Annotated in this window: 15 protein-coding genes and 2 pseudogenes; 7 read left to right on the forward strand and 10 right to left on the reverse strand. The window is 35.2% G+C overall.

Translation table 11 applies throughout. The features are described 5' to 3' along the window. Positions 1-81: 81 nt before the first annotated feature. Positions 82-417 (forward strand): YolC/YozM family protein, encoded by a 336-nt coding sequence (locus AC0C66_RS03505; protein ID WP_159376906.1) that lies wholly within the window; start codon positions 82-84, stop codon positions 415-417. Positions 418-459: 42 nt separating this feature from the next. On the opposite strand, the gene AC0C66_RS03510 is transcribed toward AC0C66_RS03505, so the two are convergent. Together AC0C66_RS03510 and AC0C66_RS03515 are read right to left on the reverse strand one after the other, a co-directional pair. Continuing rightward, a complete protein-coding gene (locus tag AC0C66_RS03510; protein ID WP_019712874.1) occupies positions 460-816 on the reverse strand; it encodes a hypothetical protein in 357 nt (118 codons plus the stop codon). A 5-nt stretch (positions 817-821) separates the two neighbouring features. After that, entirely contained in the window at positions 822-1289 is a 468-nt protein-coding gene (locus AC0C66_RS03515) for a YolA family protein (protein ID WP_019712873.1), read from the reverse strand. Positions 1290-1521: 232 nt separating this feature from the next. Between AC0C66_RS03515 and bsrG the strand changes: the two genes are divergently transcribed. After that, a complete protein-coding gene (bsrG, locus tag AC0C66_RS03520) occupies positions 1522-1638 on the forward strand; it encodes a type I toxin-antitoxin system toxin BsrG (protein WP_009967548.1) in 117 nt (38 codons plus the stop codon). A gap of 245 nt (positions 1639-1883) precedes the next feature. Here bsrG and AC0C66_RS03525 read toward each other — a convergent pair whose 3' ends face one another. From AC0C66_RS03525 to AC0C66_RS03535, 3 genes are all read right to left on the reverse strand, one after another. Next, positions 1884-2162, reverse strand: a complete 279-nt coding sequence (locus tag AC0C66_RS03525) for a hypothetical protein (protein ID WP_437388345.1) — start codon at positions 2160-2162, stop codon at positions 1884-1886. Positions 2163-2276: 114 nt separating this feature from the next. Further along, positions 2277-2849, reverse strand: coding sequence for an SMI1/KNR4 family protein (locus tag AC0C66_RS03530; RefSeq protein ID WP_437388346.1), 573 nt, complete (start codon positions 2847-2849; stop codon positions 2277-2279). A gap of 1 nt (position 2850) precedes the next feature. Continuing rightward, positions 2851-4605, reverse strand: coding sequence for a T7SS effector LXG polymorphic toxin (locus AC0C66_RS03535; RefSeq protein ID WP_437388347.1), 1755 nt, complete (start codon positions 4603-4605; stop codon positions 2851-2853). Positions 4606-4849: 244 nt separating this feature from the next. Here AC0C66_RS03535 and AC0C66_RS03540 point away from each other — a divergent pair, with 244 nt between their 5' ends. Both AC0C66_RS03540 and AC0C66_RS03545 read left to right on the forward strand, forming a co-directional pair. After that, entirely contained in the window at positions 4850-5512 is a 663-nt protein-coding gene (locus AC0C66_RS03540) for a hypothetical protein (RefSeq protein ID WP_437388348.1), read from the forward strand. A 14-nt stretch (positions 5513-5526) separates the two neighbouring features. Beyond that, positions 5527-5835: a hypothetical protein gene (locus AC0C66_RS03545; RefSeq protein WP_437388349.1), complete on the forward strand. Its 309-nt coding sequence runs from the start codon at positions 5527-5529 to the stop codon at positions 5833-5835. Between the two features lie 14 nt (positions 5836-5849). Here AC0C66_RS03545 and AC0C66_RS03550 read toward each other — a convergent pair whose 3' ends face one another. The 3 genes and pseudogenes from AC0C66_RS03550 to AC0C66_RS03560 all read right to left on the reverse strand — a co-directional run bounded on the left by AC0C66_RS03550 (position 5850) and on the right by AC0C66_RS03560 (position 7797). Further along, a complete protein-coding gene (locus tag AC0C66_RS03550; RefSeq protein WP_437388350.1) occupies positions 5850-6401 on the reverse strand; it encodes an SMI1/KNR4 family protein in 552 nt (183 codons plus the stop codon). A gap of 82 nt (positions 6402-6483) precedes the next feature. Next, a pseudogene (locus AC0C66_RS03555) lies at positions 6484-6622 on the reverse strand (SunI/YnzG family protein); the annotation flags it as partial. Positions 6623-6708: 86 nt separating this feature from the next. Continuing rightward, positions 6709-7797 (reverse strand): DUF4238 domain-containing protein, encoded by a 1089-nt coding sequence (locus AC0C66_RS03560; RefSeq protein WP_282913622.1) that lies wholly within the window; start codon positions 7795-7797, stop codon positions 6709-6711. A gap of 336 nt (positions 7798-8133) precedes the next feature. Here AC0C66_RS03560 and yokF point away from each other — a divergent pair, with 336 nt between their 5' ends. Next, positions 8134-9024 (forward strand): endonuclease YokF, encoded by an 891-nt coding sequence (yokF, locus tag AC0C66_RS03565; RefSeq protein WP_282913623.1) that lies wholly within the window; start codon positions 8134-8136, stop codon positions 9022-9024. A 124-nt stretch (positions 9025-9148) separates the two neighbouring features. Here the strand turns inward: yokF and AC0C66_RS03570 are convergent, their stop codons facing one another. Continuing rightward, on the reverse strand, positions 9149-9682 hold the full coding sequence (locus tag AC0C66_RS03570) for a GNAT family N-acetyltransferase (protein ID WP_163135728.1): 534 nt from the start codon (positions 9680-9682) through the stop codon (positions 9149-9151). Positions 9683-9882: 200 nt separating this feature from the next. Then, positions 9883-10080, reverse strand: a complete 198-nt coding sequence (locus AC0C66_RS03575; RefSeq protein ID WP_268458800.1) for a hypothetical protein — start codon at positions 10078-10080, stop codon at positions 9883-9885. Positions 10081-10886: 806 nt separating this feature from the next. Here AC0C66_RS03575 and AC0C66_RS03580 point away from each other — a divergent pair. Both AC0C66_RS03580 and AC0C66_RS03585 read left to right on the forward strand, forming a co-directional pair. Beyond that, positions 10887-12521, forward strand: coding sequence for a recombinase family protein (locus tag AC0C66_RS03580; RefSeq protein ID WP_128751230.1), 1635 nt, complete (start codon positions 10887-10889; stop codon positions 12519-12521). 15 nt (positions 12522-12536) lie between these two features. After that, positions 12537-13157 (forward strand): annotated as a pseudogene (locus tag AC0C66_RS03585) (polysaccharide biosynthesis protein); the annotation flags it as partial. Between the last annotated feature and the right edge of the window lie 28 nt (positions 13158-13185).

The raw sequence follows: 13185 nt of genomic DNA on the forward strand, positions 1-13185 counted from the left end.
ATAAAATATAAAGGTCAATGATGATTTGCGTAGTATTAATAAAGGAGGGATTCTTTTCCATGAAGGAGAGTGTAATGGTTAATGAAGAAGAGGCTAATCGGATTTTTGGTCTTAGTTCCTGCTTTGATTATGTCGGGTATTACTTTAATCGAAGCAAATAAAAAGTCCCCTTTGGAAGTAATTGATAATATTCGGGATGAATTTGGTATATTCAGTGTGCAAATTGGTCAAACAGATCCGGCAATTACAATTGGCATGGATCAAACCAAAAGTGAAGCAAAGCTCCGTGAGTATTTAAAAGATAATCTGTCTAGAGAAGCAAAGGAAAAATATAAGATCTATATATTAAAAGATGATATTAATAAATTGGAGAAAGAACATCGAGAGTATTTGAATGCAAATAACCCCAATAAGTAAAACGCCCAGCATTTTTATTAAGCTGGGCATTGTTTTCATTATTTAAATAGAATTTCTATAAGCATTAATTGCTTCATTTCGTAACAGCATATTATCTTTATTAACCATGCCTAAGTTATATGCTTTTTTGATAACATCTAATACCTGCGAATCCATTGTAGAAAGGTTTCCGCCTGCAGTAAATCTCATTTTCCAGTCTTCTAAAGACTTATTCAAATCAAGCGTGCTTTTTTTATTCTCGGGTTTAACGATCTCATTTTTCTCAAGTTTTTCGCAAAACTCGTTAAAACCTATGGAAGATTGCTGAGTATTGTTCTGACCATAACCTTCTGTTGCTAAGCTGCAAAAAGCTAAGAATTTTGGATCTTTAGTTACATCATAATTAGAAGTACTAATCACCTGGTTCACTCTCTTTCAAAATCAATTTTTTGACTGTAAACAAAAGTGGTGCCTGAGCTCAATGCTTTAATCTGTATAGAGTTATCTTGAAGTGCGTCCATGGGAATCTCAAAATATTTATCCCAGCCTATTACCACCTTATTTTGACCAAGGATAGCATCAGATTTAAACATTTTAGCTGTGCCGTTATACAACAGATTCTTACCGTCTTTGCCTGTGATAACTGTTAACTTGGTATAACCCATAAAACGAGCTTTCACATATAGTTTATTCCCCTTCAAAACGTTTGGCGCTTTGGTTTGACTAGAAGTGATATTATCCCAAGCAAAATCGTTTCCGTCTGATGTAATCCCTGTAATTTGTAGATAGTAGAGTGGTAATGCTTCTGCCGCTTTTGCTTTTGATGAATCAGTGAAAGCGAAAGCAACAACTGCTAGAAGAGCAAGCAGTGCATATGTAATTCTCTTCTTCATTTCCTAAATCCTCCTTGGTACAAGTTTACATGTTAAATATCGTCATTTGAAGGGAATTGTTTAATATTTGAAATAAAAAAAAGAACCTGCATTTAGCAAGTTCTTTTCATATTGTCAATTTATTGTGAATTTTTAACGACAAGGACATTTATGTATAGTATAATATTTCCTGTACATAAAGTTTGCTCACTCAAGGGAGTCTTGCTCATCCCCTATGAAAGGGGGTGGGAAAATGACTGTTTACGAATCATTAATGATAATGATCAATTTTGGCGGATTGATATTAAATACCGTCTTGTTGATCTTCAATATAATGATGATTGTAACGTCAAGCCAAAAGAAAAAATAGACCTTCCCTTGAGCTTAGGAACCTTAAAGGGTTAGGTCTACGCAGATTGAACATCGAGCAAGCCCTGATGGGCGGCTTTTTGTACAAACAATGACCAGTGGGTGTTAGCGCACCCCAGGTCTTTTTTATTTTATGCATTTCCACAAATCAAAATGCAATAAATAATTATTTGTATCATTACCCTAATTATAACCATATAAAAATGGTATTTGCAATACTATTGCTTTATGGATAAAACCATTATTTTATTTGGATTGAGGATTTAGATTCGACAAGCAACAATACTTTGGTATTGTGTTAATCATATCAGTAGCCTTTTCTTCAACTAAGCCTACAGTACAGCTTCTCAGGCATAAGAATATTTCCAACTTGCAAAAAGTGAGATTATGCAAAATCAAAAGCGAGCTTCCATCAAACCTAGCCATCTTTATAAGTTTCCAAAGCATATAAGCACCAAGAGATAATAAACCAACACCTATTAGAAAAGCTAAAATCAAACCACCAAAGAAATAAAATCCTCCCATGAATCTCACTCCTTTTCAGTATCATTTTCCATTAAAGTCCTTGATACCTTAATGTATTGAGTTCAGATTCAATAAGTACCGGTCTTTAAAAACTGTCAATTGCAATACTTTTGCTTAACTGTTTAGTAAGTCATCATCTAATTCCATGAAAAGAATACCGTCATCTTCGTCATCTTCTTCATCTGAATCCTCTTCAACTGATAAGCTTTGAATAAAGTCTTCAAATGAATCAGCAATCAAAAAGGTGTCTTTTACTCCATTCGTCAACTCATGATCCCAGAAAAAAACCTTTCCTGTTCCTTCCCCTTTTATACCAAGGCATATTTGGTTTCCACCATCAGCGTCAGCTATTGGTATTATCCAATCAGGCATTTGATCATCATATGTGTCAGTAAGAGCTGCAATATTAAAGTCGTCATCGTCCAAGCCAAACCCATAGAATATACCTAATCTAAGTTTGTTATCATCTGCCCATGGGTTTTTCTCAAGGACTGGGAAAACAACATTGTCTGCCAGTATATTACTACCTCCGTAGTACAGTACAAATTGCTTAAATAGTTCATCTATTTCGACCCCTAAGTCTTTTTCAAATTTCTCAATTGCTTCGCTACTTTTTTTATGAGAACCTTCTCCATAGTACTTAAGCTCAAATTCCTTCATTTTATTATTGATATCTTGAAAGCTCATATTAATAACCTCCCCTTAAGTCCGATGCAGACCCTATATGCGGTACATTCTTATGTAGTGCAGTTGGGATCAACTGAATAGTTTTGTTGTCTAGGTGGTGTGGAGTAAGCTTTGCAGTATATTTCAACCAATCTTCTGCTTCGGCCTGTGTTTTAAAACCTTTCATTTTCTTGATACGTTTATAAACTTTAGCGAAGTCAGAGTTTTCACCAGTTAGTTCGCCCTTTTTAAACTTAATTGTTCCCTTAGACCAAGGTGTAAAAATTGGTCTATTGTCTTTAAATACTACAGGTTCTCCTTTAGTTACTGCATTTACTTCTGGTTTATCAGAGTACCATTTACCGTTACCTGGAGTACCTTCCCAGCGCCCTTTAGTTCTTGGCAATCTGGTTCTTGGATTTGCGGATTGAATTAATTGGAGCAGTCTATTTTTTAAACTTTCTCCGTTTACTACATTGTATGGCACGCCCCCAGCCATAGCAAGGTCGTATTTAGGGTTATAAGGCAGCAAATCTGGAATCTTAACGTCCTTGATTTTCTTACCTGCTTGACTTGCTTTATTTATTACCTTGCCCGCTGCATCTGCTTTGTTAATGGCTCCTGCACCTTTGGTTCCAAAAACAGCTACAGCCACTGAACCAACAGCGTAGGTTACCCACCTTGATCTAGAATAGGCATCCCCATTCACCATATCTTTTTGATATGACTCTTCTATTGCTGCTGAAATGGCATCGTAAGTTTTCACTGGATGAATAACTGCATTCCCCAGTGCTGAGAGTGTTTCTCCTGGATCGGTGATGAAATCCCATATGCCGGTTACAGTGTCTTTACCAACATCATATAAGCCTACTCCTACACCTTTTACGATATCCCAGGTGATTTCTCCTGCTCCTTCTAGCTGCTTCGCTTGTTCAATTTGCACTGCAAGTTGCACTTGAGCCGGCTCCAGATTCTCGTACCCTACTTTTTTAGCAATCTCTAAATATTCATCAGGGTCAGAGACACCGTCATTAAGTTTTTTCTTTAATTCCTTGATTTCACGTTCCTTTGCTTCTTCTTTCTTCACGCTTAAGTAAGCTTCAGAATGCTTCTCTATGTCGCCTTTTTTCTTATGTATGTCACTTTCTCTGTACGCTTTAGCGTTATAGTGAATTGGTGTAGCGTTCTTTCCTTTGCCTGTTGACTCCTGCAGCTTTTTAAAATCTTGCTGAATGAATTGTTCGTTAGGCTCTGTTTCAGCATATTCTGTTTTCAAATTCTCATCAAGCTTGTTTAGCTTATCGATTGTTTTTTCACGTTTGTCATCTGCAGAAGAAAGTCTGTCTTTGAAGTCTTCTGTTGAGAATATTTCAAGGGGAAGAATATCATTGATGTCGTTTAATATGTCTTTCATGGCTTTCTTCTGTTCAGACATAATGGACTTTGATTTTGTGTAGGCGTTAGCCAGCTCGTGCTCTAAAAAGGATTCTTCTATGTAAGCATCAGACATCTTAGCATCTTCAAGTTTTGCAGAGATGCTGCTTAAGAAAGCAATCTTCATGTCAATTAAATCAATCCATTGATCAGTAACACCGACATGATCATGATAAAATGCTTTAATGTTGTCAGCACCCTTGCCTGAAAACTCACTGTCATCTAGGTTAGCTACGTTTTGAAAAGCTTTTCTTAGCTTCACCATTTTCGACCTTAGTTCGTTATACTCTTTGGTTCTTTTATCGGCCTCAGAGAGTAATGAATCAGCCTCAAATACCTTCATATCATTCTCCTTTCATGGATTACTCTATATAAATTTTACCACAAATCTCTATGCCACAACCAAATACTGTAACCAATTAACCTAGGAATTTAGAACTTTAAAAGTTTCTTAACTTTCAAATAGTTTATTGTAATTATTTGGTTCATTTGATATTATCCCGTCTGGAGGTGGAATAATATGTAACAATATAACATTAATTAACTGTTCATTTGTAATGTAGCACGGAAAAGGGAGATGATTGTTTATGAATAAGTTTTTAAAGTGCTTTGGATTAACTGCTCTAACTGTTGTTTTACTTCTTTCCGGACTCTTCACACATGAAAAGAAAGTAGCTGCAAGTGAATCATCTAACAAAACAAGTATCCAAGGAATCGACCTTACAAAACGTATATCTTCAGTTAATGGAATAAAGCAAAAAACTGAAGCATCAAAACAACCAATTTCAAACGCTTCTACCAAGCTAACTCAAATTGCAAAAAAAGAAGGACTTGAAGTTGAAAACTCTTATCAAACTTATATTGCTTATGATAAGAAAGATGGCAAAATTTCAACTGGACAAGTTACTTCTGATAGTCAGCGTATAGGAATACAGAAAGGTTCAAAAAGTGTTGTTTACCTAAGCCATACTTTCTTAGGTGGGAAAGTGAACAAAGTTATTCATGGAGTAGAGATTTCAAAAGTAGTTGGGGTTCGACCTGCAACACTTGAAGTTCAACAAGCGTTATGTAAAAGTGGCTACTATAACAAGCAATTTACGTGTCCACATATTATTAGAAAGACCTTTGTTGGAGGACAGATTAAGAAAGGTGCTGAAGTTCATCAGCTTCTTAACGTTATTCTTTTTGGAAATATTCAGGTAGCGCTATTGCAACATGGGCAGGAAAACCTCCTACACTTAGAACTCTAACATGGACTGAAGGTTTGTACTTAACCAATAAAAAAGGTACTTTCTTTCCTGTTTATACAGATAAACAATCAGGCCTAGACTTGCTTGCACCTGCGAACGTATACTTTAAGAAAGTTAAGAAAAAAGTTGACTGGGGTAATAAAGAAAGAAAAGCATACCGCGCATGGTATGAGAAAAAGTATGGGAAAAAGACTTGGGCAAAGTTTGAAATCCACCATCAATTACCTAGAGAATATGGCAGCGGTAACTCCACTGGTAATTTGATTCCATTAGACAGCGCGTTTCATAGAAGTGAAGTTAATCCTTGGTGGAGATCGTATTAATATAAAAGAGACTCCTAATCATAGGGAGTCTCTTCTAAATCCATATTTTCATAATACAGCTTAACGTCTTTGTTTATTTCCCAATATTTGAATCCATTAGAGCATACCAACCTGTCTAACCAAATTTCAAAACTTGGAGCAACCTCAATAGCTTCATCGAAGTGATCAATCGCATCCAAATAAAACATAAAGTCAAGACCCTTTTCATACCGTTGAGTATCAATTACATAACGTCCATCAAAATGATACCCAATTAAAAAACAATTTTCTGGGAGATCTTCTGTTTCATTGTATTCTAAAACATCTTCAATACTAAGTATTTCAACCCCATCAAAAAATTTCATTCCATTATGTAGAGCTAAGAACTCCTTATAATCCTTCGGTAAACTTACATTGAAATGCGATTCTATTTTTCCAATTTCTTCTTCTGTTGCAGGTTCATTAAATTCAAATGTAGCATCTTCTAATACGAAACCGCCTGGTTGAATCATTGGAAAAGTGCCATACTTCGAAATAGCTTCTTTAATACCAGCCAGTGTGAAATGAATAAGTTTACCTTCTTCCATATCCTATCCCCCTAACAACAATTATCTAGATTTTACCATGTTATGATACACAAGGGAAACATTACTATAGGACATTAATTTGTTAGGAAACAATTTTGCTCATAATTGAAGCAGCATTAGCAGTGAACTGTTATTTGCTGTTTTAATTACTACCCTATCCTTACTGCTCTTTTCCTCTCTCCCCCATAGTTTGGATCAAGGAATACATTGTTAATTTCTTTTTTGAAATAAATTGTTAAGTACGATTTTTATGGCGAAAAAGGGATTTCCTCCGTGAAATTAAAAATAATTATGACCAAAAATATCTTTATCGTTGATTTTCAAAGTTAGCCCTAGCGTTCTTCATATATTCTCCGATAATTGGTGATTCCATTCTTTGTAACCCTCCCATATGTCGAGGAAGAACTAAGCTTTTTGCAAATTTAGAATCAGTAATCCATGGAAGAGTAATTTTTTTGGTAACTCTATTGTGTAAGAGACTTATTATTTGGTCGTTATCCTCCGATGAATTGTAAAATTTCACTTCTTTATCTAGTTCATTAATTTTGGAAGTATTCCTATTTTTATTATGAATTTTTCTAATATAGTCTTCTTTTATTCTCTGATTAAAGAAAGTATTATTATAAGAGTTTAAATAGAACAGTTCATTTAAATAATCTATTTCTCGGGCTCTTTTTAATGTTAGAACACCATTTTCTTCCCCTGGAATATCATATGCTAGACTATCGTAAAAGAGTAAACAGTGCTGGGGAGATATTGGGAGGAACAACTGTAGCCCTCTAGTAACAAGGCCAAATCCCCTTCCATAATAGTTCCTTCCAATATAAAATGAGTTGTAACGAACTAATGGATTGTCTGATGTTATGAACTTTCTTGATGTTTTCTGTAATATCAAGATAGGTTCCAAATCATAAATTAGCGGGGTACTTTCTAAGGCAATACCTATAATATTATTAGCAGGTTGATTTATCTTGATTTCAAATTGGTCTAAATCTACTTCTTTAAAATCAGGATGTCCCTTAATCATTGTTTTAATCAGTTTATCAGCTGCATTTTCTGCTGAGTCAGCACTCCGTAAATTTCTTCCCTCACTAACTAATAAAAAAGTAAGTAGATGCTCATAATCTTCTATTTCATTAACAAAGTCTAGGATACTGTTTGTGTCTATAATTTTCTTTATAATTCTCGCGGCTTTTCTTTCAATCTCTTTATCTAAAAAATCCTCAACTACTTTGTCGTCACCGTAGAAATTGTTTCTTTGACACATATCTTTAATCGAAGCATTTTGGATGTATAATGAATTCATGATATTAAATGTGCTAATTGATTTGTCAGTTTCAGAAAAATTTCTCAAATAAAATTTCGGAACATAGTGCTGTCTACTTTTTTGTCCCATACTTGCTCCTCCCATATCCCTTTACTGGACAATTTTACTCCACCTATTATTTGAATTTTAATAACTTCTTTCATTGAATAACAAACCTCTAATATGCCCGAAGGTACAAACACTTAATTAAGTTCCATTTGATATTTCAACTTTAATCCCTAGCATAAGACCATTCCCTTCTGATAACGAACCTAGTAAAATTTTAACATACGCCAACAAAACCTAAACAGAGATGTGATTATATTAAGGAAAAATTAAATTCACAATAATTGGATATAGGATTATAATTATTGATGGTTTACCGATATAAATAGAGAACAAACATTCTAAAAAGGGGAAATGAAGTTGAAGAAAGTATTATTAGGTTTTGCAGCATTCACTTTGAGCTTATCGTTGGCAGCCTGCAGCTCAAATGATTCTGAAAAAGTAAGCACGGAAAAAGAAACACCACAAGCGTCTACGGATGTAGAAAAGAAAACAGAACAAAAGGAATCTACTAAAGAAAAAACTGCTGACAAATCTAAGGAAAAAGACAAAAAGGAATTGGTCGATGTTACATTAGACAGAGCAGTTGATGGAGATACGATTAAAGTTACCTACAACGGAAATGTAGATACAGTCCGCTACTTGCTCGTTGATACACCTGAAACTAAGAAACCAAATTCTTGTGTTCAACCATATGGTGAAGATGCGTCTAAGCGAAACAAGGAATTGGTCAACAGTGGTAAGCTGCAACTGGAGTTCGATAAAGGTGACCGCAGAGATAAATACGGAAGACTATTAGCTTATGTTTATGTGGATGGCAAATCTGTTCAGGAAACATTGCTAAAAGAAGGATTGGCCAGAGTAGCATATGTATATGAGCCAAACACCAAATACATAGACCAATTTAAGAAAGACGAGCAGGAAGCAAAATCAGAGAAGCTTTCAATCTGGAGCAAGAATGGATATGTGACCGACCGAGGATTTAATGGCTGTGTGAAAGAAAAAACCACTGCAGTTAAAAAAGCAACAACAACTAAACCGGCAGCTAAACAGCCTACTACTCCAAAGGCATCAAGTGAAACTTCGACTACAACTGAAAAAGAAGCTTCTTCAGAGACAACTGGAGAAACAGAAACATTTAAAAATTGCACAGAGTTAAGAAAAAAATATCCGAATGGAGTGCCTAGCTCCCACCCTGCTTACCAATCTAAAATGGACAGAGATCATGACAACTATGCATGTGAACGTTAATTGAAAGCCCTTTGTGGCTTTCTTTTTTATTTTTAGGGCTCTTTACAAAAAAAGAGGCTATCCACAGATTAAAAAATTTTCGGGACAACCTCTTTTTAACAATATCTAATCAATCATCTAATTTTTACTCAAAAAAAGCTTTTGAATAATTAACGATACCTTGCACATCTTCAAGAGAATTATCTGCTAATTCTAGAGCCATAAACACTTCATCAGGCACCTCAAATGGGGCTTTTATATTCCATAAGCTAGCTGGCTTAAAACCAAACCTTGGATAATAATCTTTATGTCCTAAAACAATTACTGAACGATAACCAAGCTCTATTGCGTTTTTTAACGCAGTACGAATTAATTTACTCCCAATTCCTTTTTTCTGATAATCAGGCGCAACAGAAACTGGAGCAAGTGCTAAAGAATCGACAGTGTTATCGCCATCTATGATTTTTATTTTAGATAAAAGGACATGACCTACGATATCTTTATCTTGATTTAATGCGACCAATGAAAGTTCAGGAATGAATGCATCTGATTTTCTAATCCTATTTACAAGTAAATGCTCTTTTTTGTCACTATATTCTTCATTAAAAAAAGCTCTTTTAACAATTTCTTCAGTCGTATTATATTCATGTGTGAGTTCTTGTCTAATTAAGAATTCCATTCATAGTCTCCTGTTCTTTTAATTGATTACCATAAGATTTTTCTTCATCCTATAAATTAAAAAAACCAGAGAGCTATATGAGGGAGCTCTCTGGAGTTATAGTGGCTGTTAAACCCCTATGATACATATACAGGGTACCTTATATTTGGTATGCAATCAAGCCACTTTCAGATCTAAATAAAATGGGAATTTTATTTAGATCACCTCCTAATAACTATGTATATTAAAATAGCAATAATCAGCAGCAGAAGGATTATTACCCATACATAAATGTTCAGGCCAAGCAAGAATGATCCGATTGCTGGAAATAATTTCGGGAACATAGCAATTAATAGATCTTTGATCTCACCAATAGCAGCGATGATTAGTGATAAAATTACGATTTGTGTTTGATCCATTATTCTTTCCTCCTATAATTTCATTAGATTTATATTGAAAGTTAAGCAAGGGCGTACAATTTTGCTCACAAGCATTATAGATAGTTAGTTGAGATATTTAACAAGGTTTTAGAAGAACCTTGTTTTATCCAAATGTTACTCATAGTCAACGATTCATCCCCCTCTTATATCCTTCAATAGATAATACTCGCCCGCACAATTCAGCGAAAAAATTTTCCGTCATTATAAGTTGCGTATAGACTTTCCAAGACGGACAACCATTCATTTGAACTTCTACCTACACTTATAAAATGGGTACAGTAACGGTCATTTTGAGACATCAAATTAAAAAATTTCACACAACTGATAATATGCATGTCGAATAAATGTCGCGCAAATTTCTTCTGTCATATATAACTGCGTATCGACCTCCGGAATGGCACAATCTTTTCGCTAATTTTTTTCACCCTTCATAAGAAAACCCCATCGGTGTATTCGATTTTGCATCATCGATCTAGAACTTTTCCTCTGTTATTAATAACTGCGTATAAACTTTTAACATCGGACACTTTTTACTGAAATTTTTTCGTCCTCACTTATAGATGCGTACATACTTCAAAAAATGGACAAAAAATCCCCCGTCTTTAAAAGACTAGAGCTGATAATAATTCACAATACATATGCCTAAATCTAAAACTAGATAGATCAACATTCAAAGAATACAAATCTTTCAAATTATTTTGTTGTTTTCGTATTCAATGTTAGATAGAATGTTTTTACAGATACTTCTGTTTTGACATTAAACACAATAAAGAGGTGCTAAATTTTTGGAGTTAAAAAACATTGTCAATTCTTACAACATCACAAATATTTTAGGTTATCTTAGACGTTCTCGTCAGGACATGGAACGAGAAAAAAGAACAGGTGAAGACACACTCACAGAGCAAAAAGAACTCATGAATAAAATACTTACGGCCATTGAAATCCCATATGAATTAAAAATGGAGATAGGATCTGGAGAAAGCATCGAGGGTCGCCCTGTTTTTAAAGAATGCCTAAAAGATCTTGAGGAAGGCAAATATCAGGCAATTGCAGTTAAAGAAATAACAAGACTTAGTCGTGGGAGTTATAGCGATGCAGGACAGATTGTTAACCTTCTTCAAAGCAAACGATTGATCATAATTACACCATATAAGGTTTATGACCCTAGAAACCCTGTAGACATGCGCCAAATTCGTTTTGAATTATTTATGGCTAGAGAAGAATTTGAAATGACTAGGGAGCGTATGACAGGAGCTAAATACACTTATGCAGCACAAGGGAAATGGATATCTGGACTTGCACCTTATGGATACCAACTAAACAAAAAGACGTCTAAACTAGACCCAGTCGAAGAAGAAGCAAAGGTTGTTGAACTAATATTTGATTTATTCCTGAACGGTCTAAATGGAAAGGATTACAGTTACAACGCAATTGCGACTCATTTAACCAATCTGCAAATCCCCTCCCCTGCCGGAAAGAAAAAATGGAATCGGTTCACTGTAAAAGCCATTCTTGAAAATGAAGCTTATATAGGGACTGTTAAGTATAAAGTCAGAGAGAAAGAAAAAGACGGCAAGAGAACAATTAGACCTGAGAATGAACAAATAATTGTACCTGACGCACACACTCCTATAATTGATAAAGATCAATTCCAGGAGGCAAATAAAAAAATCGAAAACAAAATACCTTTGCTGCCAAATAGAAGCGATTATAAATTAAATGAATTGGCTGGAGTATGTATTTGTGCAGATTGCGGTGGCCCATTGTCAAAATACGAAGCCAAAAGAAAGAGACAAAATAAAAACGGTACAGAAAGCTTATATCACGTTAAAGTGCTCAGATGCCTCAATAACAAGTGTATGAATGTCCGATACAATGATGTTGAAGAATCCATTCTAGATTATTTAAAGTATCTACAGGCGCTAAATGACAATGAACTTACGAAACATCTTGGTAATGTGATTCAGTCTCATGAAAACAAAAACAATATCAGATCAAAAAAGCAAATGAATGAACAATTTGAGCAGCGAGAAAAAGAGTTGAAAAACAAATTGAATTTCATATTCGATAAATATGAAAGTGGCATTTACTCTGATGAAATATTCCTGCAGCGGAAATCAGTCTTAGACAAAGAGCTGCAAGAGCTTAAAAAAGCAAAAGACGAGATAAATGGCCTTGTTGATTTTAAAGGTGGTCTTGATATCAACCAACTTAAAGAGAACATAAAAAATGCAATTGAACTATATGAGTCATCTGAAAACAGAGAAGAAAAGAATAAACTGCTCAGAATTACGTTGCAGAAAGTTATAGTTAAAATGACAGCAAAGAGAAAAGGCCCAATACCTGCACAATTTGAAATTACACCAATTCTAAGATATAACTTCCTAATCGGGGAAACAGTCAGCAGCTACGAATCGTAGTCATCATCTTGATAAACAGATAAAGCTGTATCTCCTGTGAACACAATGGGTGCCACCAAGCTGTTATCTGAAAAGCTGTTTCATCAAGCAAACCGCCACGTTCAAAACAGAGGAACCGTGTTTTGTTCGGTCCGCTTCGGAAATGTTCTCGGCTCAAGGGGTTCGGTCATCCCTATTTTATTTGAACAAATGATGGAAGGTGAACCGCTGACCATCACAGACAAGAACATGACCAGATTTTTCATGTCAATAGACGATGCGGCTACACTGACACTGCAATCAGCTGCTATTACAAAAGGCGGAGAAACCTTTATTTTTAAAATGGAATCACTGAAACTTGAAGAACTGATTCACGGGTTTGAAGAATATGCATCGCAGCACGGGCTCCCGCGGCCGGCTGCAGTAGAAGTCGGCAAACGTCCAGGTGAAAAGCTTCACGAAGAATTAACATCCCCTCATGAAATTGAATCACTGTATGAATGGGGCAATCTTTATGCGATCCTTCCAGAGCCGGAAAAACATCCTGATTTTCGCAAAGTCAATCTGCCCGGGTATCAATCAGATCAAGCCCCTCTCATTACAAAAGACAGAATTGCCCAGATTATCGAAGAATTGCATCAAGAAAAAAAGGCATAAAAACAAGCCTGTCTATCCATTAGGCAGG

This window comes from Bacillus sp. VA13, assembly GCF_055710085.1.

Bases quoted from the DNA above. Each gene is read 5' to 3' on its own strand.
- AC0C66_RS03505 (WP_159376906.1), top strand. From the start codon at position 82: ATGAAGAAGAGGCTAATCGGATTTTTGGTCTTAGTTCCTGCTTTGATT.
- AC0C66_RS03515 (WP_019712873.1), bottom strand. From the start codon at position 1,289: ATGAAGAAGAGAATTACATATGCACTGCTTGCTCTTCTAGCAGTTGTT.
- bsrG (WP_009967548.1), top strand. From the start codon at position 1,522: ATGACTGTTTACGAATCATTAATGATAATGATCAATTTTGGCGGATTG.
- AC0C66_RS03525 (WP_437388345.1), bottom strand. From the start codon at position 2,162: ATGGGAGGATTTTATTTCTTTGGTGGTTTGATTTTAGCTTTTCTAATA.
- AC0C66_RS03530 (WP_437388346.1), bottom strand. From the start codon at position 2,849: ATGAGCTTTCAAGATATCAATAATAAAATGAAGGAATTTGAGCTTAAG.
- AC0C66_RS03535 (WP_437388347.1), bottom strand. From the start codon at position 4,605: ATGAAGGTATTTGAGGCTGATTCATTACTCTCTGAGGCCGATAAAAGA.
- AC0C66_RS03540 (WP_437388348.1), top strand. From the start codon at position 4,850: ATGAATAAGTTTTTAAAGTGCTTTGGATTAACTGCTCTAACTGTTGTT.
- AC0C66_RS03550 (WP_437388350.1), bottom strand. From the start codon at position 6,401: ATGGAAGAAGGTAAACTTATTCATTTCACACTGGCTGGTATTAAAGAA.
- AC0C66_RS03560 (WP_282913622.1), bottom strand. From the start codon at position 7,797: ATGGGACAAAAAAGTAGACAGCACTATGTTCCGAAATTTTATTTGAGA.
- AC0C66_RS03570 (WP_163135728.1), bottom strand. From the start codon at position 9,682: ATGGAATTCTTAATTAGACAAGAACTCACACATGAATATAATACGACT.
- AC0C66_RS03575 (WP_268458800.1), bottom strand. From the start codon at position 10,080: ATGGATCAAACACAAATCGTAATTTTATCACTAATCATCGCTGCTATT.